This is a genomic window from Pseudomonas sp. PDM30, assembly GCF_019218985.1.
GTDB classification, from domain to species: Bacteria; Pseudomonadota; Gammaproteobacteria; order Pseudomonadales; family Pseudomonadaceae; genus Aquipseudomonas; species Aquipseudomonas jessenii.
Window position 1 is genome coordinate 125,746 of record NZ_JAHUWM010000002.1, and the last position, 21,323, is coordinate 147,068.

The 21,323-nt window shown below is 53.6% G+C and carries 17 protein-coding genes and 2 pseudogenes; 15 read left to right on the plus strand and 4 right to left on the minus strand.

Features of this window, described 5'->3' with window-relative positions; genetic code table 11:
- Window positions 1-17 precede the first annotated feature (17 nt).
- The 6 genes from atpD (at window position 18) to KW840_RS04625 (ending at window position 7,450) form a co-directional block, all read left to right on the plus strand.
- On the plus strand, window positions 18-1,397 hold the full coding sequence (gene atpD / locus KW840_RS04600; protein WP_008002330.1) for a F0F1 ATP synthase subunit beta: 1,380 nt from the start codon (window positions 18-20) through the stop codon (window positions 1,395-1,397).
- A gap of 45 nt (window positions 1,398-1,442) precedes the next feature.
- Window positions 1,443-1,868 carry a F0F1 ATP synthase subunit epsilon gene (locus KW840_RS04605; RefSeq protein ID WP_007969909.1) on the plus strand — a complete coding sequence of 142 codons (426 nt, stop codon included), beginning with the start codon at window positions 1,443-1,445 and terminating at the stop codon, window positions 1,866-1,868.
- A gap of 113 nt (window positions 1,869-1,981) precedes the next feature.
- The gene (glmU, locus tag KW840_RS04610) at window positions 1,982-3,349 is read left to right on the plus strand and encodes a bifunctional UDP-N-acetylglucosamine diphosphorylase/glucosamine-1-phosphate N-acetyltransferase GlmU (protein ID WP_218494553.1); all 1,368 of its coding nucleotides are present in this window, start codon (window positions 1,982-1,984) and stop codon (window positions 3,347-3,349) included.
- Between the two features lie 218 nt (window positions 3,350-3,567).
- Window positions 3,568-4,344, plus strand: a complete 777-nt coding sequence (locus tag KW840_RS04615; protein ID WP_057712664.1) for a DeoR family transcriptional regulator — start codon at window positions 3,568-3,570, stop codon at window positions 4,342-4,344.
- A gap of 1 nt (window position 4,345) precedes the next feature.
- Window positions 4,346-6,178 carry a glutamine--fructose-6-phosphate transaminase (isomerizing) gene (gene glmS / locus KW840_RS04620; protein WP_218494554.1) on the plus strand — a complete coding sequence of 611 codons (1,833 nt, stop codon included), beginning with the start codon at window positions 4,346-4,348 and terminating at the stop codon, window positions 6,176-6,178.
- Window positions 6,179-6,343: 165 nt separating this feature from the next.
- Window positions 6,344-7,450 carry a TniQ family protein gene (locus tag KW840_RS04625; RefSeq protein ID WP_218494555.1) on the plus strand — a complete coding sequence of 369 codons (1,107 nt, stop codon included), beginning with the start codon at window positions 6,344-6,346 and terminating at the stop codon, window positions 7,448-7,450.
- Between the two features lie 48 nt (window positions 7,451-7,498).
- Here the strand turns inward: KW840_RS04625 and KW840_RS28915 are convergent, their stop codons facing one another.
- The gene (locus tag KW840_RS28915) at window positions 7,499-7,765 is read right to left on the minus strand and encodes an antitoxin Xre/MbcA/ParS toxin-binding domain-containing protein (RefSeq protein WP_218494556.1); all 267 of its coding nucleotides are present in this window, start codon (window positions 7,763-7,765) and stop codon (window positions 7,499-7,501) included.
- A 23-nt stretch (window positions 7,766-7,788) separates the two neighbouring features.
- A complete protein-coding gene (locus KW840_RS04635) occupies window positions 7,789-9,447 on the minus strand; it encodes a TnsD family Tn7-like transposition protein (protein ID WP_218494557.1) in 1,659 nt (552 codons plus the stop codon).
- A 721-nt stretch (window positions 9,448-10,168) separates the two neighbouring features.
- Here KW840_RS04635 and KW840_RS04640 point away from each other — a divergent pair.
- The 3 genes from KW840_RS04640 to KW840_RS04650 are packed head-to-tail and all read left to right on the plus strand — an operon-like array spanning window position 10,169 to window position 14,506.
- A complete protein-coding gene (locus KW840_RS04640) occupies window positions 10,169-11,131 on the plus strand; it encodes a hypothetical protein (protein WP_256353198.1) in 963 nt (320 codons plus the stop codon).
- The gene (locus tag KW840_RS04645; protein WP_218494558.1) at window positions 11,128-13,161 is read left to right on the plus strand and encodes a transposase; all 2,034 of its coding nucleotides are present in this window, start codon (window positions 11,128-11,130) and stop codon (window positions 13,159-13,161) included. The genes KW840_RS04640 and KW840_RS04645 overlap by 4 nt, the downstream gene beginning before the upstream one ends.
- The gene (locus KW840_RS04650; protein WP_218494559.1) at window positions 13,154-14,506 is read left to right on the plus strand and encodes a transposase; all 1,353 of its coding nucleotides are present in this window, start codon (window positions 13,154-13,156) and stop codon (window positions 14,504-14,506) included. The genes KW840_RS04645 and KW840_RS04650 overlap by 8 nt, the downstream gene beginning before the upstream one ends.
- Before the next feature lie 44 nt (window positions 14,507-14,550).
- On the opposite strand, the pseudogene KW840_RS28920 reads toward KW840_RS04650, so the two are convergent.
- Window positions 14,551-14,634 (minus strand): annotated as a pseudogene (locus KW840_RS28920) (NAD-dependent deacylase); the annotation flags it as partial.
- 539 nt (window positions 14,635-15,173) lie between these two features.
- Between KW840_RS28920 and KW840_RS04655 the strand changes: the two are divergent.
- From KW840_RS04655 to KW840_RS04665, 3 genes are all read left to right on the plus strand, one after another.
- Window positions 15,174-15,650 carry an antitoxin Xre/MbcA/ParS toxin-binding domain-containing protein gene (locus KW840_RS04655; protein ID WP_218494560.1) on the plus strand — a complete coding sequence of 159 codons (477 nt, stop codon included), beginning with the start codon at window positions 15,174-15,176 and terminating at the stop codon, window positions 15,648-15,650.
- 527 nt (window positions 15,651-16,177) lie between these two features.
- Window positions 16,178-16,384: an AbrB/MazE/SpoVT family DNA-binding domain-containing protein gene (locus KW840_RS04660; RefSeq protein ID WP_371318443.1), complete on the plus strand. Its 207-nt coding sequence runs from the start codon at window positions 16,178-16,180 to the stop codon at window positions 16,382-16,384.
- 20 nt (window positions 16,385-16,404) lie between these two features.
- Window positions 16,405-17,181, plus strand: a complete 777-nt coding sequence (locus tag KW840_RS04665) for an NAD-dependent deacylase (protein WP_218494561.1) — start codon at window positions 16,405-16,407, stop codon at window positions 17,179-17,181.
- A 135-nt stretch (window positions 17,182-17,316) separates the two neighbouring features.
- On the opposite strand, the pseudogene KW840_RS04670 reads toward KW840_RS04665, so the two are convergent.
- A pseudogene (locus KW840_RS04670) lies at window positions 17,317-17,790 on the minus strand (transposase); the annotation flags it as partial.
- A 328-nt stretch (window positions 17,791-18,118) separates the two neighbouring features.
- Between KW840_RS04670 and KW840_RS04675 the strand changes: the two are divergent.
- The 3 genes from KW840_RS04675 to KW840_RS04685 all read left to right on the plus strand — a co-directional run bounded on the left by KW840_RS04675 (window position 18,119) and on the right by KW840_RS04685 (window position 21,282).
- A complete protein-coding gene (locus KW840_RS04675) occupies window positions 18,119-19,549 on the plus strand; it encodes a protein kinase (RefSeq protein ID WP_218494562.1) in 1,431 nt (476 codons plus the stop codon).
- Between the two features lie 154 nt (window positions 19,550-19,703).
- The gene (locus tag KW840_RS04680; protein WP_218494563.1) at window positions 19,704-19,892 is read left to right on the plus strand and encodes a hypothetical protein; all 189 of its coding nucleotides are present in this window, start codon (window positions 19,704-19,706) and stop codon (window positions 19,890-19,892) included.
- Window positions 19,893-20,010: 118 nt separating this feature from the next.
- Window positions 20,011-21,282: an MBL fold metallo-hydrolase gene (locus KW840_RS04685; RefSeq protein ID WP_218494564.1), complete on the plus strand. Its 1,272-nt coding sequence runs from the start codon at window positions 20,011-20,013 to the stop codon at window positions 21,280-21,282.
- Window positions 21,283-21,323 lie beyond the last annotated feature (41 nt).

The following is a 21,323-nucleotide window of genomic DNA, read 5'->3' on the forward strand; positions in this document are numbered from 1 at the left end:
ATTCAGAGGATCCAGCTATGAGTAGCGGACGTATCGTTCAAATCATCGGCGCCGTTATCGACGTGGAATTTCCACGCGACAGCGTACCGAGCATCTACAACGCGCTGACAGTACAAAGCGCGGCCGGGACCACTCTGGAAGTTCAGCAGCAGCTGGGCGACGGCGTGGTTCGTACCATTGCGATGGGTTCCACCGAAGGCCTGAAGCGCGGTCTGGAAGTTACCGACTCTGGCGCAGCCATCTCCGTACCGGTCGGTAAAGCGACTCTGGGCCGGATCATGGACGTTCTGGGCAACCCGATCGACGAAGCTGGCCCTATCGCCACTGAAGAGCGTTGGGGCATTCACCGTCCAGCGCCTTCGTTCGCTGAACAAGCAGGCGGCAACGACCTGCTGGAAACCGGCATCAAGGTTATCGACCTGGTTTGCCCGTTCGCCAAAGGCGGTAAAGTCGGTCTGTTCGGTGGTGCCGGTGTAGGCAAAACCGTAAACATGATGGAACTGATCCGTAACATCGCCATCGAGCACAGCGGTTATTCCGTGTTCGCCGGTGTGGGTGAGCGTACTCGTGAGGGTAACGACTTCTACCACGAGATGAAGGACTCCAACGTTCTGGACAAAGTGGCACTGGTTTACGGTCAGATGAACGAGCCGCCGGGTAACCGTCTGCGCGTAGCACTGACCGGCCTGACCATGGCCGAGAAGTTCCGTGACGAAGGTAACGACGTTCTGCTGTTCGTCGACAACATCTATCGTTACACCCTGGCCGGTACTGAAGTATCCGCACTGCTGGGCCGTATGCCTTCGGCAGTAGGTTACCAGCCGACCCTGGCTGAAGAGATGGGCGTTCTGCAAGAACGTATCACTTCGACCAAGGAAGGTTCGATCACTTCGATCCAAGCGGTATACGTACCTGCGGATGACTTGACCGACCCATCGCCAGCGACCACCTTCGCCCACTTGGACGCTACCGTCGTTCTGTCCCGTGACATCGCTTCCCTGGGTATCTACCCAGCGGTCGATCCACTCGACTCGACTTCGCGCCAGCTGGACCCGAACGTAATCGGCCAGGACCACTACGACACCGCTCGCGGCGTTCAGTACGTTCTGCAGCGTTACAAAGAACTGAAGGACATCATTGCGATCCTGGGTATGGACGAGCTGTCGGAAGCCGACAAGCAGTTGGTAAACCGTGCTCGTAAGATCCAGCGCTTCTTGTCGCAGCCGTTCTTCGTGGCTGAAGTCTTCACCGGTGCATCGGGTAAATACGTTTCCCTGAAAGACACCATTGCTGGCTTCAAAGGCATCCTCAACGGTGACTACGACCACCTGCCAGAACAAGCGTTCTACATGGTTGGCGGCATCGAAGAAGCGATCGAGAAAGCCAAGAAACTGTAATCCCGGCGCCCGGCAACGGGCGCTAATTTAGGTTGAGGCAATCAGATGGCTATGACAGTCCATTGCGATATCGTCAGCGCGGAAGGAGAAATCTTTTCCGGTCTGGTCGAGATGGTGATTGCGCACGGTGCACTGGGTGATCTTGGTATCGCTCTGGGTCACGCGCCGCTGATCACTAATCTGAAGCCAGGTCCGATCCGCCTGGTCAAGCAGGGCGGGGAAGAGGAGGTGTATTACATCTCCGGTGGTTTCCTCGAGGTTCAGCCGAACATGGTCAAGGTTCTTGCCGACACCGTGCAACGTGCTGCCGACCTGGATGAAGCCTCCGCTCAGGAAGCCGTTAAGGCAGCCGAGAAGGCCTTGCATGAACGTGGCGCAGAATTCGATTACGGTTCTGCTGCCGCACGTCTGGCCGAGGCTGCAGCTCAGCTGCGCACCGTCCAGCAGATCCGCAAGAAGTTCGGCCACTAAGGCTGCACTTGTTGTGTGATTGATTAAAAAGGGTAGCCTCGGCTACCCTTTTTTCTTTTCCGATTTTTACAACCCGGTCGCAGCCGCTGACCACCCAGGATTGGTAGCCAGTCATGTCTCTTGAAATCGTTATTCTCGCTGCTGGCCAAGGCACGCGTATGCGTTCTGCTTTGCCGAAAGTTTTGCACCCGATTGCCGGCAACTCCATGCTCGGCCATGTTATCCACAGCGCCCGGCAACTTGATCCACAGCGCATTCACGTCGTGATCGGTCATGGTGCCGATGCGGTGCGCGAACGCCTGGCGGCGGATGACCTGAACTTCGTCCTGCAGGATAAACAGTTGGGTACCGGCCACGCCGTTGCTCAAGCCGTTCCGTTCATTCAGTCCGACACCGTGCTGGTGCTCTACGGTGATGTGCCGTTGATTGAGGTCGAAACACTGCAGCGCCTGCTCAAGCAGGTGGGTCCAGAGCAATTGGGACTGCTGACCGTCGAACTGGACGATCCGACCGGTTACGGCCGCATCGTTCGTGATGGCGCTGGCAAGGTTGCCGCCATTGTCGAGCAGAAAGATGCCGATGAAGCCCAACGCCAGATCACCGAAGGCAATACCGGCATTCTGGCGCTGCCTTTTGCCCGGCTCGGCGACTGGATGAGCCGTCTCTCCAACAACAACGCCCAGGGCGAGTACTACCTGACCGACATCATTGCCATGGCAGTGAGCGATGGTCTGGTGGTGGCCACCGAGCAACCGCACGACGCCATGGAAGTGCAGGGCGCCAATGACCGCAAGCAGCTTTCCGAACTTGAGCGGCATTATCAATTGCGCGCCGGTCGTCGTTTGATGGCTCAAGGTGTGACGCTGCGCGACCCGGCTCGTTTCGATGTTCGTGGCGTAGTGACGGTCGGGCGCGACGTGCTGATCGACATCAACGTGATCCTTGAAGGCAAGGTGGTCATTGAAGATGACGTGGTGATCGGCCCGAACTGCGTGATCAAGGACAGCACCCTGCGCAAAGGCGTGGTCATCAAGGCCAACAGTCATATCGAAGGTGCCATTCTGGGTGAAGGCAGCGATGCCGGCCCGTTTGCGCGTCTGCGTCCAGGTACCGTGCTGGAAGCCCGGGCGCATGTGGGTAACTTCGTCGAGTTGAAAAATGCTCACCTGGGCGAAGGTGCCAAGGCCGGTCATCTGACTTACCTGGGCGATGCCGAAGTCGGGGCGCGCACCAACATTGGTGCCGGCACCATCACTTGCAACTACGACGGCGCCAACAAGTGGAAAACCGTGTTGGGCGAAGATGTGTTCATTGGTTCCAACAACTCGTTGGTAGCGCCTGTGGATATCCTGGCCGGTGCGACCACGGCGGCTGGCTCGACCATTACTTCGACTGTGGATAAATCCCAGTTGGCCATCGGGCGTGCTCGTCAGAAGAACATCGACGGCTGGAAGCGGCCGGAGAAGATCAAGAAGGGCTGAGTTATCCACAACTCCCTTGTAGGAGCGAGCTTGCTCGCGATGGACGTCAATGATGACGAGGTCAGTCTGAATAAAAGCAGCGCCCTTAAGTCCATCGCGAGCGAGCTCGCTCCTACACAGGGTTATCCACAGCTCTTTTTATCGCATGGTGCTTGACGAAGTTTCGCTGATAGGTTTTGATTGCTTCCGCTATCTTTCGAAACGAAACTTACCAGCTCATGTCAAAGCGCAACACACCTCAGCGTCGTCACAACATCCTCGCCTTGCTCAATCAGCAGGGCGAAGTCAGTGTGGATGAGTTGGCCAAGCGCTTCGAAACGTCGGAAGTTACGATTCGCAAGGATCTGGCGGCACTTGAAAGCAATGGCCTGTTGTTGCGTCGTTACGGCGGGGCGATCACCCTGCCTCAGGAACTGGTGGCCGACATTGGTCAGCCGGTTTCCAAATACAAACAAGCCATCGCCCGCGCCGCCGTCGCGCGAATTCGCGAGCATGCGCGCATCATTATCGACAGTGGCAGTACCACCGCTTCCATGATCCCGGAACTCGGACAGCAACCCGGTCTGGTGGTGATGACCAACTCGCTGCATGTCGCCAATGCCCTGAGCGAACTTGAGCACGAACCGGTGCTGTTGATGACCGGTGGCACCTGGGACCCGCATTCCGAGTCCTTTCAGGGGCAGGTTGCCGAGCAGGTACTGCGCTCCTACGACTTCGACCAGCTGTTTATCGGCGCTGATGGCATCGATCTGGTTCGCGGTACAACCACCTTCAACGAGCTGCTCGGGCTGAGCCGGGTCATGGCTGAAGTCGCCCGCGAAGTAGTCGTGATGGTGGAGGCTGACAAGATCGGCCGCAAGATTCCAAACCTGGAGCTGCCATGGAGCAGTGTCCATACCATTATTACCGATGAACGCCTGCCCCTTGAGGCTCGCGATCAGATTCAGGCCCGCGGCATCACTTTGATTTGCGCGGCTGTCAGTCAGGAGAAATAGCATGTGTGGAATTGTCGGCGCAGTCGCAGAACGTAACATCACCGCCATCCTCGTCGAAGGCCTGAAACGCCTCGAATACCGTGGGTATGACAGCGCTGGCGTGGCGGTCTACACCAACGATGAAAAACTCGAGCGCGTGCGTCGTCCGGGCAAGGTCAGTGAGCTGGAGCAGGCGTTGACCACCGAGCCGCTGGTCGGTCGCCTGGGCATTGCCCACACGCGCTGGGCCACCCACGGTGCGCCGTGCGAGCGTAATGCCCACCCGCATTTCTCCGGCGACCTGGCGGTGGTGCACAACGGCATCATCGAAAACCACGAAGCCCTGCGTGAACAACTCAAAGCCTTGGGCTATGTGTTCACCTCGGACACCGACACTGAAGTCATCTCCCACCTGCTGAACCACAAACTCAAGGATCTGCGCGATCTGACCGTCGCCCTCAAGGCGACCGTCAAAGAGTTGCACGGTGCTTACGGCCTGGCAGTGATCAGCGCGCAGCAACCGGATCGCCTGGTTGCAGCCCGCAGCGGCAGCCCGCTGGTGATCGGCCTGGGCCTGGGGGAAAACTTCCTGGCGTCCGACCAGTTGGCCCTGCGTCAGGTTACTGACCGTTTCATGTATCTGGAAGAAGGCGATATCGCTGAAATCCGCCGCGACAGCGTGCAGATCTGGGACGTTGACGGCAAGGTCGTCGAACGCGAAGCCGTGCAATATCGCGATGGCGCCGAAGCCGCTGAAAAGGGCGAGTTCCGCCACTTCATGCTCAAGGAAATCCACGAGCAACCGTCCGTGGTGCAGCGCACCCTGGAAGGTCGCCTGAGCCAGAACCAGGTACTGGTACAGGCATTCGGCCCACAGGCTGCCGAACTGTTCGCCAAAGTGCGTAACGTACAGATCGTCGCGTGTGGCACCAGTTACCACGCCGGCATGGTCGCGCGTTACTGGCTCGAAGAGTTGGCCGGCATTCCTTGCCAGGTCGAAGTCGCCAGCGAATTCCGCTACCGCAAGGTGGTGGTGCAGCCGGACACCTTGTTCGTGACCATTTCTCAGTCCGGCGAAACCGCCGACACCCTGGCCGCGCTGCGCAACGCCAAGGAACTGGGCTTCCTGGCCAGCCTTGCGATCTGCAACGTCGGCATCAGCTCCCTGGTGCGCGAATCCGATCTGACCCTGTTGACCCAGGCCGGTCGCGAAATCGGTGTGGCTTCGACCAAAGCCTTCACCACGCAATTGGTTGGCCTGCTGTTGCTGACACTTTCCCTGGGCCAGGTTCGTGGCACCTTGGCCAAAGGTGTCGAAGCGACGTTGGTCGAAGAGTTGCGTCGTTTGCCGACCCGTTTGGGCGAGGCGCTGGCCATGGACGGCACCGTGGAAAAAATCTCCGAGCTGTTCGCCGAGAAACACCACACGCTGTTTCTCGGCCGTGGCGCGCAGTTCCCGGTGGCGATGGAAGGGGCACTCAAGCTCAAGGAAATCTCCTACATCCACGCTGAAGCCTATCCGGCTGGCGAGCTGAAACATGGCCCGTTGGCGCTTGTGGATAACGACATGCCAGTGGTGACCGTGGCGCCGAACAACGAACTGCTGGAGAAGCTGAAGTCCAACCTTCAGGAAGTCCGCGCCCGCGGTGGCCAGTTGATCGTCTTCGCTGACGAGAAGGCCGGCATGACCAACGGTGAAGGCACTCACGTTGTGCACATGCCGCACATCCACGACATCCTGTCGCCGATTCTCTACACCATCCCGCTGCAACTGCTGTCGTACTACGTTGCCGTACTCAAGGGCACCGACGTTGACCAGCCGCGCAACCTGGCGAAGTCGGTCACTGTGGAATAAGTTATCCACAGGTGAAAAACCCCCTGGTCCTACGAAATAAAAACTGTCGCAACTAAATAAAAACTGTCGCTGGTGTCCACCGGTTCCTCTGGTTGGCTTGCCAGCGACAGCTCTCCTCACCGCGCCTCCCTGCTCTGGGCGCAGCTCATGGTTTAAAAGCCTGAAATGATTCTAGCGATTCAGCCCGAGGAAACCGTGCGTTCCTTCGTGGAAAGAACTCTATTTATTAAAGGTAAACAGTCCTCCGAGGAGGCTTTTCGAGAGTTCCCAAAGTACGGCCCCGTAAGTACGGATATATTGAAAATTACCGAACTGTTGGGATGGGCAGGTTGTTACGGCTTGAATATGATGCTTCATAAGCATACTGACTATCCGATCACGGCCGTTTTTAAGAATATCCAAGATATTTCCTACTCAGCCAAAGAATATTTAGTTTGGTCAAGGTTTTTCTATTCAAATAGAGTTCTATCGGGATTCTGTCCAATTTGCGTTGATGAGGATGTTAAACGCTTAGGATTTTCTTTTTGGCGGCGTGCCCACTGCTCTGACCTAAAGGTCTGCGCTGAGCACAATGTAACGCTGGTCAAACACTGTCCCGTCTGTGAAAAGCAGTTTTCCCATAGCGGCCATGATCTGGGGGGGATGTGGAAGACCTGTCAGGGAAGACATTTAAAAGACTGCCCTGCGACGATGAACACAGATCCTTTAGAGCTAAAAAAATCTCAAATTTTTACGAGTATTCTGTTGTTCACTCATCACCTTTCAGAGGAAGCGGTTCTAGCTGTATTGAAAGAAAAAATTCATCTAGACGAAACCTTCGAGCATAAAATCTGGAACTCAGCATGTAACACGTCGTTGGGGGATATATTTGAGAGGCGGCTGAGAGTCGTCAGAAATAGCAGGTCTGAAAATCGCCTTCCACCTACGCGATCTACTGATTTTATCTTCCAAGCTATAGTCGAAACTTATGAAACGTTCGCTGAATTTGTCAGTGATGTGAAAGCATACGGGGACGAACTTCGCCCAATTGAGTCTTTGTGGTCGACATATGAGGCAGGCAGCCAGGAATCAACACATTTCGTTGAGGAAGTTTACGACTTAGGTGTGGGAGTTTGGTGTTGCCCATATCCAGCTAAGGAAAATTGGGGGGGGTGGGATTGGCGCCCCGTGAGTTATCCCTGCTGTAATTTTGAGCGACCAAAGAGGAAAGGTCCTCAACCCCAACCCAAACGTGTCGGGTATCCGCCGCCAGGTATCTACCGACGGCAGTAGATTCTGCGCCGTCCCCTTAGCGGTGCGGCGCAAGGAATCCAGACCTGATCACATGTAGATGCCGTGTTCGATCCTTAGTAGCACGTTTCGAACCTCAGGGTAACCATCAGCGTTGGCTAACAGGCTGCACGGGCTGCGTCGGTTGAGTGCGAGTATTGGAGAGACGAGCCACTTCTCAACGTATGGGTGGTTTCCCGGGGTGTGAATAGCCTGCTTCAATATTTGTTGGCGCCTGAGCTCATAGCCGCGGTAAGGGTAGTTCCAGCACTCTGTCGGGCGTGAAAAGGCAAATCCTAGGATCGCAATGTCACTCATATCGCTTAACCTTCTGCGTGTCTCTAGCCTGGTTGCGAGGTTGCAGAGGTTCGGCTGGCTCTACTGTTTCGTAGTTGAAGGGATCTGTCGACGCTGATATGTCCCAGTACGGTGGACAAGTACGCCCTGGACATGGCGTATCGGTCCCGATTTTCCAAGCACGACGAGAGCATTGGGACCATGGCGTACAGCTCGCCCTTTGTAACCGGGTCCTGTCGCAGGGCAGAGACCGACCTACACGCTGTTTGTATCATGCTCAGTAACCGATAATCCCTGGCCTCCCAGTCAACGGGATGATTGTTCATCCGAGCAGGTTTAGTGAAGGTATGCACTTCGGCCATCAGCCAGGCTTTGTCATTTCTGTAAAGCCAGGCGTAGAGAGAAGGCATTTTGCTCCTCAACGCCTGAACTCCCAGTTCGGGGTACAAACTATGCAGGTGTTGCCACTCCCCTCTGTACTCATCTATCTCGCGGCCGTGCTTAGCTTCAAGAGCTAGGGCGTAAGTCGTTGGATTTGCACGCAACAGCTTATTGATCGTTGAGACAGTGATCTGAAACTCTTCACAAAGCTTCTGTTTCGAAACGCCTTTAGCCAGTTTTGTTAGCAGATCCTCTTTGAGCTGGCCTTTTAGTCGTTTGGGCCGGGGAGTGTTTCTGGCCGGAGCCGCGGCGCGTGAAAGGGACCTGCTCTCAACAGGTTGTCTCGATGGAGCGCATGCGACTTTCTGAGATGATATGGCCACTTCAGTTTTGTAAGCTTCCAGAAACGAATGTAAGCCATCAAATAGCCAATTAATCAGAACCAGATGCTTTAGAGGATGAATGCTTCTGCGGGGAGTACGAGTCAGCTGATTAACAAATGACTCGGTGCTTTCCTCGTCTGCCGGCAATGATTCAAACAGATGAAAGCAGCGCAGTGGCTTTATGCGGTCGAGGAGTGAGTCAGGCCGGTCCCCCTGGAGTACAGCAGTTCGATACGTTGCCGCTACGGTGCAAGGATCGAAGGAACTCATTCGACCGACGGACGCGAGATCGATGACATTGTCCGCCAAGGTCAAAAAAGCCGGGCGTGACCAGAGTTCCTGGGATGAGTCTTGTTCAATCAAGAAGTCCTCGTCAGGCAGCGACCACTCAAACCGACCCGACCAACGTCTACTTTTGGTTGATGTCATGAGCCAGGCTTGATGGCGCGGACAAATCAGTACCCCTGGATATTGGTGGGTGAGATGCCAGTACGCTACACCATGGGTATTCATATCCTCGTGCATACAATACGGACATGCTTTCAAAGGATGCTCAGCTCCAAACCCACTTGATATTAGGCCAAGTCGATATTTAAGTGAGTCAATGCGACTCCCTTTTATGGTTCTTATCGCGTCTTCAATTTTAACTTGATTTTGGAATGGAACAAATATTGGAAATATTGTGTGATAGAGGAGTATTGACTCTGCGCTCCCACAGTACTTAAACCCAGTTTGCTCTAATGCCGCTATTCCGCAGGGGATATCATGCTTTATAAATTGTTGAGTTAGGCCCAACACAGCATTGGATGTAGTCGAAGGGGCTAGGTTACCCATTACCAGATGCTGCCGGCTGCACAAACTGAACAGTGTTTCATCGGGCAGCCAGTCCAGACGAGGGTACGGCGTAGCCACCCATTCTTGACCTGAGGCGGCGTTCATGGGGCCTCCAAGCCGGGCCAGAGAGGCAAATTATAGCGGTCGGCGCCTCATGATTAGGATCCATTCAATCTAAAACGACGGAAGCTTATTCGCACACCACAGGGGACATAACCGTGGGCTTTTACCAGCGATATTTTTAATATTTTGGCATCTATGAATGCCGGTTTTTGGCCCTCCAAGCACCGAAAACACTGGAATGTCAGTAGAAATACGCCTCTGGAGGCGCAACTTTGCTGGTTTATTCTAGTTGTCAACTACCATTTTTCGACGGTACCATGCGGTATTAAGTGACGTTTAGTAAAGGCAGCGCTGAAAACCGAAGATGCACGACAAACCATCGGCTAAAATTCTGCCTAATTAACGTAGGGACAACAGCCTAAGTGCGGCTAGCTAATACGAGAAAGTTTACCGGCCTATTACTGAGGCCTGAGGAAAACAACATGGAATCTGGATAGAAAACCCAGGAGCCAGATAGACAAAGGCCCAAGTGTGACCTTGGGCCTCTGAGGACAAGTCAGCTTTCGACACCTGACGAATCCATTGTCCATCCCCTCGCGTAGGGCGTCAAGCCCTGCTCGGCTCCGCTCATTCCGAGAAAAGTAAATTGCGCGTGGCGTAGCCATAGGCGTGCCCGTGCGCTATTGGACGACTTATTCATCCACTGTAGGAAGGACTTTTATGTGCTGCCTGCTATGGAATGAATGGACGATGGATAACATAAGTGAATCTTCAAAAATCGTTACTCCGCATTGTAGGTCGACAAGGTCGCTTCAAATGGGGAGACAACTACTCAGCCGGAATTTATGCAGTCCCTGGTGAGGCGCCCAAGGGCTCTCGTGTTTGCCGCCTTAATAGCAGAAAACTTGGCCGAGCACTTCACCTCCTTTCTACACCTGAAAGGATATTCGCCCAACTGGCTCTTTATAATCCGGACGTTTTCGAGCTGCACGAGCAGAAGATGCTCAGCCCAGTTCCAGATATTCATCCGCTTCAAGGGCATCCCTTCGCTGCAGGGCTGGAACTTCTGCCGGTGAAAGGAACCTCATTGGTGGCAGAGGAAATTGGGCTCAAACATGCTACTGCCGTCTTGACCTACAGTGATGGAGAACGCCATAGAGTTCCCCACCCCTACCTGGGCGATCTGCTTCTCTATCTCAAGCCACAAGGCTCGGCCCCTTACGCTGTTAACTGGACAGTGAAGTTGAGCGCGCTGGATTTTGATGAAGTCGCACGGGGAAACCTGAAGAGCATGGAGAAACAGAAAGAAGATCGAGAGAAAGCTCGCTTACGACATGCATTAGAAGAGGAGTACTACCTCAGTGCAGGCATCAGGACTGCGAGGGTCTCTAGAGACATGCTGGATCCAGTACTGGTGGGCAACTTGGATCTTCTGTATGGCTACCATGATCGCGAGATCAGTGTCGAATCAAATCTTCTTGAGGACTTCTCACACGAAATCGAAGACTGCGTTAGTCATGGGGCGCCAGTAGCGACCGTTGCCTTAAAGTACGGAAAGCGTTGGGGGCGGCGTGATCTTTTTCTGACGAAAATCTACAAAGACATATGGGAACGTAAGTTACCAGTTAGTTTGTTTGATCCCATTCTTATCGATCATCCATTGGTGACGGATGCATCGGATGTTCTGCAGATATATGGCTCACTTTATGCCGGACTGCCCGAATGATCACTGGCTCCAAGCTGAAAGCACCTGAAGGATTCAAAGGGCTAACGAAGGATGTCGAATACTATTTCCTTGCGAGTGACGGCAGGGCGAATCGGGCACGGCTGGTGTTTTTTGATGCCGAAGGTGCTTCCGTCCAATTGATGACTTTGTCCCGTCCAGAATTTGAGTACGCGCTCACTAATGGAAATCTCGTGGAATGCGGCAGGGACGCCACTCCTCCCTGGCTCCAGGAGATTAGCGGCATTTCGATAGATCACTTGGAACGACGTCGAGTCAGACCAACGAAAAGCTATGATGAAACGGTCAACAAGCGTTACCTCTCAATAGCGGATTTGATAGACCGTGCTGAGGAGATCCTCTCAGACGACAAGCCCGAATCGATCATCAACGCCCATGCCAAAAATCAGTCACCTCCTCAGAACGCTGGCCGGTTGCGGGTCTGGTTTTTTGCCTATCTGGTGTTCGGTCGCACGAAATGGGCGCTGATGCCCAAGTTCCACCTTAGTGGGGGGGGCGAAAGGGAGCAGTCAGCCGACGGAAAGGTATTGGGCAGGCCTCCTAAGTCGGGACGGAAATCCCGATTTCCTGCTACGGCCGAAATGCAGGCTTCTATCGTGGAAGGGTTCACCAAATACAATGATAAAACCAAATCTGACGCTGAGATATTTGGTGACGTGCTTGTGCATCAATTTGGGTGTGTTTCTTTGAAAAACTCAAAAGGGGGAGCCCAGTTTTACCATCCAGAAGCAAAGCCTTTCCCTACAAGGGGGCAATATGACTTCTGTCTAGGAAAATCAATCAGCGCCAAGTCGTATAGGAAGGCACGTAGAGGTACCAGCGGGGCTCGGGCAAAGTCAGGTTTTGTTGGAGGCTTTGCTCATCAATTGGTCAATGTAAACCAACTTGTTGAGTTTGACGGCTATAACCCGAAAGGCAAGATATCAGGTCTGCTCGAAGGAGCCGCCTTAGACTCGGCCTGTATAGTTCGAGGAGTGTGTGGCCTATCTGGAGCGGTCGTCGCCCTGGGATTCTCCGAAAATAAAGAGAGCATGGAGGCCTATCGGATGGCCCTATTTTCAACGGCCATTGGCAAAGTCAAATTGGCATCGTTGTTCGGCTTGACGATCACAGAAGAGGACTGGCCAACTTTTGGTCTGCCACAAAACATCGTCTTCGACCGTGGGCCGGGATCTACCATGGGCGTACCAATTCGTTCACGAGAAGTCGCCCGTGACGAAATGATGAGTTGGCTATCCAAGCTTGAGTTGACGCCTACTCACTCAGGTCAGTCGAAAGCGACGGTTGAATCATCACATCCTCGGACCAAGTCTGATAATGATCAGCCAACACATTTTCATAGCTCGCTTAATTTTGTGGAAATGTGCAAACGGCATATTTTGCAAGTTATTTACGATAACCATTCTTCGAACGCTGAAGAAAGGATGACGCCTGAGATGTTGGAGGTAGGCTTCATTCCGACCCCGGATAATATATATAAGTTCTACAGTAGAATTGGTTATGATTCGGGAACGGAGGTTACTTTCGACTATGCCGTTCGAGAATTCCTGACGCCGCACCCAGCGCATATCAAAAGAAGTGGGGTTTTCTTTTATGGCCGAAAGTACAATTCATCGAAGCTAATTGATACCGAGGTTTTTGACAGGATTGCGCTCAATGGCCAGATACCTGTCAAAGCTTATGTAATGACCATGTGCGTCAGACATATTTGGATCGAGCTTGAAGGTGTCTTATACGAACTCGACTTTGTGAAACCGGCGAGCGTCCACCCCAGCAGCGTCGACATTACGTTGTCAGATCTTCAAGTGCTCAATGAGAATCGGCTTTGCGGCAACGCGCAGCTTCGTGAGGAGCAGCCAGCGATCCTCCAAGATCGCAACGCCCGATTTCTTCAAGCAACAGGCAAAGCTTGGGACAGTGGTGCTCGCAAGCTTGGGCGTCCTGCGCAGGGCGGAGCGGCCGAGCGCGACGCCGCTGATCACCGGCGGTTGATGGGGAAAGGTCATGACTAATATCTTTTCCACGCGCTTTGATGGACCGGAAACACTGGCTGATATCCGGCGTTTGGTTACGGTGCAGCCTGATCCGGTGACCGGTCTTGAGGAATTAAGCCCCGCATTGGCCGCTGAGCGTTTGCTTAAGGTCTTGAAGACGATTTTCCTTCCCAACCAGTTTTCTCTGGATTTCATCAAGGACTGCGTTGATCGCGCGCGCAGCTTTTCGGTCGAGAATTTCGCCACCGATCAACAATATCAGCATCGACTGTATCACCCCCCTGGGGATGAGGCGTTCCCTATATGCCTCACCGGTCTTGCCGGCGTTGGGAAGAGCCAGACCATCAATGCGCTCACAAAAGTGATGCCTGGACCGGCACCCTATACATCCGCCCATTACCATGAACCACACACTGTAGTGTCGTACTGGTATGCCAGCGCGGAGGGTAAGGCTGGTGGCAGGCAACTGCTGGCAGACTTTCTCGGCGGCGACGCGGTAGGTGTAAGAGCGAACATATCGAAGCTGCTAATGGAATGCCGGCGTCGGGTTAACCGTGACGGCGTATCACTTACGATGCTCGAAGAGATGCAGCATCACACCACTGGTCAAGGTGTAGCTCAGGTCACGGATATTCTTCTCAATATGGCCAAGCTTGGGGTCCCGATGATTTATGTGGCGAACTACAGCCTGGGTCACAAATTGCTAACAAGGAACAGTGAGGACAAGCAACGGCTTCTGTCCGAGCCTATAGTGATGCTGCCCGACGCTCCCGGTTCGAAGGCTTGGGAGGAATATGTTCTAGAATGCATTCGGGTGAGCGGAGGGCGCCTGTCTGCAGATCCTGTCGCCCTCGCGCGTGAGCTATACCGCTGTACGTTCGGTATAAAGCGTTTGACAGCTCATCTGATCAAAGCGGCTTACCTTGAAGCCCGCGCCGCCCGTCGCACTACGGTCAGTATTGAAGACGTCAACAAGGCATACCTTTCTGTTTCCTACTCCAGCAATAGGCGCGACGTCGAGGATCTATTCCTCATTAACCTTCAGAAGTGTAGACCCGGATTCAGGCCTGACCTTCGCTGTCCGTTCCCCGTACCGGTCCAATCGAACGTCTTGAATTTCACCAAGGAAGATCGTGCTGCACGGGTCAGCGAGAAGGTTTTCGTCGCAGCTCTGACAGCCGAGGAGCGCAAGAACTTTGAGGAACTCCACCCACAAGGTTCAGCCTCCAACCCGTCTTCGAAGCCCCAGCGTGAGAAGCGACCAGCGCTACCTAAGCAGACCCGTGAAGGATTGGAGGATGCGTACAGCCGGTTGATCGACGAATCCAAAGGGTCGCCTAAGCCGCGAGGGCCTACAAAATAAGCGCTACGAAAGCAGCCGCGCGTTTTCCAGAGATACTGCCAGGTCTAGGTCGAGGGTGATGCTTGCAACAATGCAGGCAACACTTGCGCGGCCGAGCCAATCAGCATCAGCTCGTTTGGAGCGCCCAGGTAAGACAATCCCTCGGCACTTCCCCTGCGCTGATCGCTGACGTCAGGGGTACGCTTGTTAGATCTGTACAATTCTGAGGTTGGCATCCGATTAGAAGGCGAGACCAAGAGCGATCAGTCACTCTCGGTGACAGTTTCAACTGCGAATTTTAGAGTCACCAAAGAAATCATTCTTTGCGACTAAGCCGAAATCATCTCGGGCAAAAGTGCCTTCATCATCGTTAAAAAGATTATGGGATCGCCCTTCCTGCTTGAGGTAGGCACGTGTCTGAAAGAAGCAGCTTTCGCAGAGGCGCAGCTCATATCGTTCACCGTCATTTTTTGCGCCATATCCCCAGTGAGCTTGAAGGGTCGCAAATTGAAGCCCCCCGACAGCCACAGCCGCTGATCCTGAGCCAGGGATACGTACAGGGTTACTGGCTCCATCTCCTTATCGACCTTCTGCGTTACAGAGTTGGACGAGCGCTCAATGGCCGTTCCGGTTAGACAGGAGATAGCTCATAGTCCATTTGATGGGCAATCATTTGGAGGAAGTGTTGATGAACACTTCAACTGCGACTCGACGTCCGACAAAAAAGCAAGACGCGTCCCGAGACGTGGCGATCGCCGCCTTTTGGCAATTCAGCACCTATCAACAGTCGATGACGGATGCGGAGAGGTTGCAACAAATCAAAGCAGGGATTCCTGCTGACCTCATTCAGGTGTTTCGCTTGGCTTTCGACCTTCAAGACTGCGAACTGGAAACGCTGCTCCACGCATCAATGTCGACGCTTGAAAGACGGCGGCGAGCGCAAAAGAACCTTGATCCTGTGGCCTCCGAGCGTTTGGACAGAATTGCTACGCTCAGTCACCTGGCCGAGGAGATATTTGATACACAAGTGATTGCCACACATTGGATGTCGGCTTCGAATAAAGCTCTTGGTGGGACTGCGCCGATCATGCTCTGCGAAACAGAGATAGGAGCTAAACAAGTTCGCCGTATTCTTCGGGCTCTTGAGTGGGGTGGCGCAGCCTGATGGGAGGCGTTGGCGTCCAGCTTGGACGAAATGTGCGACCGGTCTTTCGGGTACTCATCTTGGGAAATCCGACGTGTCGGTTTTGAGTCGACCAACCAGTGCCAGTCAAGTATTGAGAAAAAAGCGAAAGTTTCATCGATACCCTCGCTAAATGATTGGGCCAGTGCTGATTTTCGGCTTTCCTTTAGGGGGGACTCGGACCCTAGCCTGACCTGGTTACTTTGGGGATCGCGTTGTCCGCCAAACGAGGAGCTTTCTACAGTCGCGACGGTACGTGTATGGATGTTAGCGAAATTATGCTCCGAGCATAAAGTCGCTAATTTTTATACACATGCTCGGTGCGACTGGAAGTGCCTGCCCCCGAAAATTGCTGACAAAAAAGGCAGTCCTTTAGGAGAGGCATACGACCCAACTGACGGTCGCGACAGACAGAAATCGGCCAGAAAAAGTCATCAGCAGCCAGCATCACGCTTCAACTGGTGAACACATTCGCGAGCATAATGAATCGTCCCCACCAAGACCAAAGCGTGAATAACATCATGACCGAAGACCAACGCTGGACAGTGCAATGCCAAGATCCTGCAGATGGAAGTGGCGACGTCATCATTGACCTGCCGCCTGACCTACTCGCCAGCTTAGTTCTGGGCATCGGCGATGTACTGACCATTGAAGTGATCGACGGTGCGATAGTTCTGACGCCGAAGTCGAGCGACTCTGTGAGCGCAAAGCAGTAAGGCAGGAGCAGATCGGTACCATGACTGTCACAGAGCAAGCTGTAGACCTATTACAGAAGGCCAAGAAGGTGGTCTTTTTTACTGGCGCCGGTATCTCCGCCGATAGCGGTATCCCCACGTACCGCGAAAAACTTTCTGGAATCTGGGCAGGATACGATCCAAGGGATTTAGAGACGGCCAAGGCCTTTCGGGAAAACGCGGCACTGGTATGGGGATGGTATCTATGGCGGCGGCTCCGATTCGCTCAAGCAGAGCCAAATGCGGCACATCTTGCGGTAGCGCGCATGGCTGGCTCACAACGCCAGGTTTCTGTTATCACCCAGAATATTGACAACCTTCATGAGCGAGCCGGCTCTTTAAATGTGGTGCATTTGCATGGCAGTTTGGCAATGCCCAAATGTTTCGCCTGCCATCGGCCTGCGGTAGTTTCACCAGATCAATCAGCTGTGCCGGATAACGGCGCTCTGATCGAGCCTCCTAGGTGTCAGCGCTGTAACGGCAAAATGCGCCCTGCGGTGGTCTGGTACGGAGAGGATTTGCCACCCCAGGCTTGGAAGGCCGCAGTGCTCCTGGTGAAGGATTGCGATCTTATGATCTCAGTGGGCACCTCTGGGATCGTCATGCCTGCCGCAGGTCTTCCCGACCTTGCGTTGGCGTCTGGGGCTTCGGTCATTCATGTGAATAAGGCAGACGTCGCAAAGGGTGAAGAGAGGGAGTTCATGCTGATGGGAGCTGCCGCCGAGGTACTGCCGATGCTGCTCGAAAGGATATTGGTGTTGGCGCTGACGCCGAATTGACCCAGTTTCCGATATGTCACTGACCCGGTCTGAGTCCTCGAAAAACATTGCCTGCACAGGGTTTGTGCCGATATAGAGGTGGGGCAGTCTTGCGTCGGCACGTGGGTCAATTCGGCATCGGCCTCGACAGCCCTGGGTGAAGTTACGGTCGCGGTTGTTCACGGCTTTGAATTTGCTGCCGTCGATGGCGATGATTGATTGGGAGAAGAGATTGAGGTTGCGGCAAAGCACTACGAATTGTCGGCAGAAGCTGCGAATGGCTTTGCCGTTGTCTTTGCGAAAGTCGGCAATGGTTTTGAAGTCCGGGGCTAGGCGACCTGTCAGCCACATCAACTCGACGTTACGCTCGGCCTCACGTTCCAGCCGGCGGCTGGACTGAATCCGATTGAGATAGCCGTAGATATAAATCTTCAGCAAGATCGCCGGATGGTAGGCCGGACGACCAGTTGCAGCAGGATCAACACCTTCAAATCCAAGTGCACCCAGGTCGAGCTCATCGACGAAAACGTCGACCACTCGCACTGGATTTTCTTCGGTGACGTAATCGTCCAGGCACTCCGGAAGCAACGTGACTTGCGTCCGAGCCTCACCTTCAATGAATCGCTTCATGATCGTCCCCGCCACGATCTAGACGATCAGAAGATTAGACAATCGCAGGCGTTTTCACACAGCCTGGACCCATAGCCGACGTTAGCGACAGGCAGAATCGGCCAAGGGCTGCCATAGAGAGGAGGCGGGCGCCCCTCTCCCCTCTATCGCGTATTACGCTGCCTTCTCAACCACACAGCATGAAGTAACCATCTTCCTGCTCAGATATGATTCGGGTTATCAGCGCCCGCAGGCAATTTTCACACGCCGACTTTTCGCAGTGATGAAATCACGCGCCGGGGATATCGCTGTGGCCAACCCATCAGTAGGACAAGCAGGGCATCTAGCAATGGCTAAATTCGCAGTAGGGCAAAAGTTCGGCGCTTGGGAGTTAGTGGAGAAACTCGGCGAGGGGGGTAACGGTGAGGTCTGGAAAGTAACCACCGATTCCTCAGAGCAATGCGCGATAAAGCTGCTCATCCGTGGGGGCGTTGACGAGCCTTATAAGCGCTTCTGCCGCGAAATAGATGCCTTGCAAAAGCTTGAGGAGTTCCCCGGAATCGTACCTCTTTTGGAAAGCCACATCCCAGAAGACCCAAACAAAGAAAGGCCTTGGTACCGGATGCCTCTTGCTACTCCCTATCTAGATACGATCAGCGACAAATCTGTGCATCAGATTACCGCTGACTTCGAACTATTGGCGTCAACCCTCGCACGCTTGCATTCGTTAGGGATATGCCATCGGGACGTTAAACCTGCCAATTTCCTCGTTCTAAACGGCATGGTGTGCCTTTCGGACTTCGGGCTAGTAAAACTACCAAAGGCTGACGGACTTACTCCGGAGCGTAGGGATGTCGGCGCGAAGTTCACAATTGCACCGGAAATGAGGAGAGCCGCTTCTTCTGCCGCCGGGGATCCGGCTGACGTCTATTCTTTGGCAAAGTCACTTTGGATCGTCCTTACCGGTGTAGATCTCGGTTTTGAAGGGCAATACGATCCTCAATCGAGCACTGTGGGTCTCTCCCGTTATTTGCAAGATAGCCACTACCTCACTCCGTTGAACGAGCTATTAGTCGCTGCAACGGATCACGCCCCAGAAGAGAGACCATCTGCCGAAGATTTTTCACGCCGGTTGGCTGAATGGGTCAGGATCGACACGAGCTTCGAAGAGAAGATTCGCCATCAGTGGCGGGAGATTTCGGAAAGACTATTTCCTTTAGGTCAACCTTCCAGGGCGCAGTGGGAAGACAGGACCCAGATTTGCAGTGTCCTCAAGCTGGCCTCGAGGGTTGAGGCTCTGAACCACATGTTTTATCCCACTGGAGGGGGAATGACCTTACGGGACGCCGATGTAGCTCCCGAAGAGGGAATGATTCAGCTCCGTATCGACGAAAATATGTTCGATCTTTGCGCACCAGCACGGTTAATTTTTGAGCCATACCCAGGGAAGCCGGAGTGGAGCTACTTTCGGCTCGAGCTTCGACAGGTGCAATCTGTTGAAGATCCAGACAGTCCGTTTGAAGACACGAGCGAGGAGGTCACTGAGATTCAGCCAGGCTGTTACGCTCCTCTGACTAGCTGGTTTGAAGGTGAGCACAACGGGCAACCACTACCTGACTCAGCTCGGCGCGTCACAAGATTCTCCGGGGGCAGCATAGTTTTATTCAGCACCACGTCCCCTTACAACCAGGACTCTAATACCTATGACGCTAGGCATAATATGGTTAGCACAGACGAATTCCGGGCGTACATACACGAAAATGCTGCACTCACTAGCTAGTTGAGCGAATTCGGAGTTTTTTAGGGTTGGCAAGCTTGGACTTGGTGCAGGCTGAGACGGCGCCTGTCCTAGCTTGTGAGTGGCCCCTCAGCCACTACGGTCTGCAATGGGTTTGCTAAAGATGTTGAGACGCGGTTGTCAGGAGGTAATGGTCATGGCCACTGAATCGCCCAAAGATGTGAAAGCCCGAGCGCTCGCGAAACTCGCCAGGATTCAGGAGTCCTCCAAGTATAAAACCTTCTTCTCCGACGCCACAGTTCAGGCATTTAGTCGAGTGGAGGGCTCGGCATTTGCTGGCAAACCTCTGAAGCAAAATGAGGCTGATGTTGGCTCTACCCAGTAGCGACTCGCCTCCACCGAAAAATCATAACTCCAGATAATCCAGTTCGAGTGCCTTTCTTCGCTGGGCGAGCAGTATCATACTGATATCAAACTACAAGCTGTTGGGAAGACTACGTAACATGGAAAAGCTCATCGCTCTACCGATCAAAGGAGAGGCGTTCCTATTGATCCGAGATGGTAAGACAGTGCTTGTCGATGGTGGATACAACAGTCGCGACTTATCAAGAGCCCTGAAAATCCACGCCCCTGACTTGAAGATTATTGACATCGTGATTTGTACCCACGCGGATCGCGATCATGCGGGCGGCCTGGCCACCCTGATCGGTACCTCAAAGCTCACCGTAGGAGAGTTTTGGCTTCCAGGAGCATGGGCAGACTCTATTCCTGAACTCATCGAAAATCCCAGAACCACAATGCAGGGCCTCATTTCGGAATTAGATCGTACACCACGAGACTTGCTTAGGAGTTTGCCAAATGACGTCGATGCTGTAGCACACCATTTCGAGACGGTGGCGACCGCGGAAAGGAAAGAAGCTAACTCACAAAAGCCAGCGGATGACTTCATGGAGCGAGACGTCAAATTCTCCTATAAAACTTTACTAGAAAGACTGGGTTACTGGAATGAAAGGCCTGCTTCCGATCATAACTATCGTAATTACCGCCACCATCGGCGCCTACTTTCCAGAACCGAACGCGCCTTTGAAAGTGGACGTACTCAGCTCCGCTACAGAAAGGCCAAAGGCAAAATCACTCCAGCTGTGGCCAATTATTGGTTGGAGCTTATCGATGCAGCTAAAGCAATTCGAGCCATTGCAGCTCAAGCCATAACGTATGGAGTACCAATACGTTGGTTTGATTACAACGCTTTTGCAACGAGTCGCTCCGCCCAAGGGGGAAATGCACAGTTTCTCGAACCTCTAAACTCAGTAGAGCAACCACCTCCGCCTCCTCGTAAACTTTCGTATCTTGCACAGTTATCACCAGCCAACGAGCAATGCCTAGCCTTTCTAGCACCTGCGGACACCACGCGATTGGGAGTTATGTTTTGTGGTGACTCGCCGTTAGGAGATGGCCCTAGCTACGCCAATTCGTTTCTCACTAAAAAAATACAGCCTCAATCTCTCCTATTTGTAGCTACGGCTCCGCACCATGGCTCGGAAAATAATCAGCCAGCGTACAGGCACATCTCAGCCTGGGGTCATCCCTTGCTTTGGGTTCGCAGCGGGGGCTCAGTTAAACAACCTGGGGCAACCTATAAAGCAATCGATCCTGTAAATCGTGCATGTACACACTGCCCTCAGAAAGGTTTAGAGCTCCGAGAAGCAGTAGTACATCTTGAACGGAGCACTCTGTGTTTTAGGGTGTCCTCCCATGAGTGCGCTTGTAGGTAGGAATGTTCCTAGATGTCAGGTGATGCGGTATGGCGCCCTTC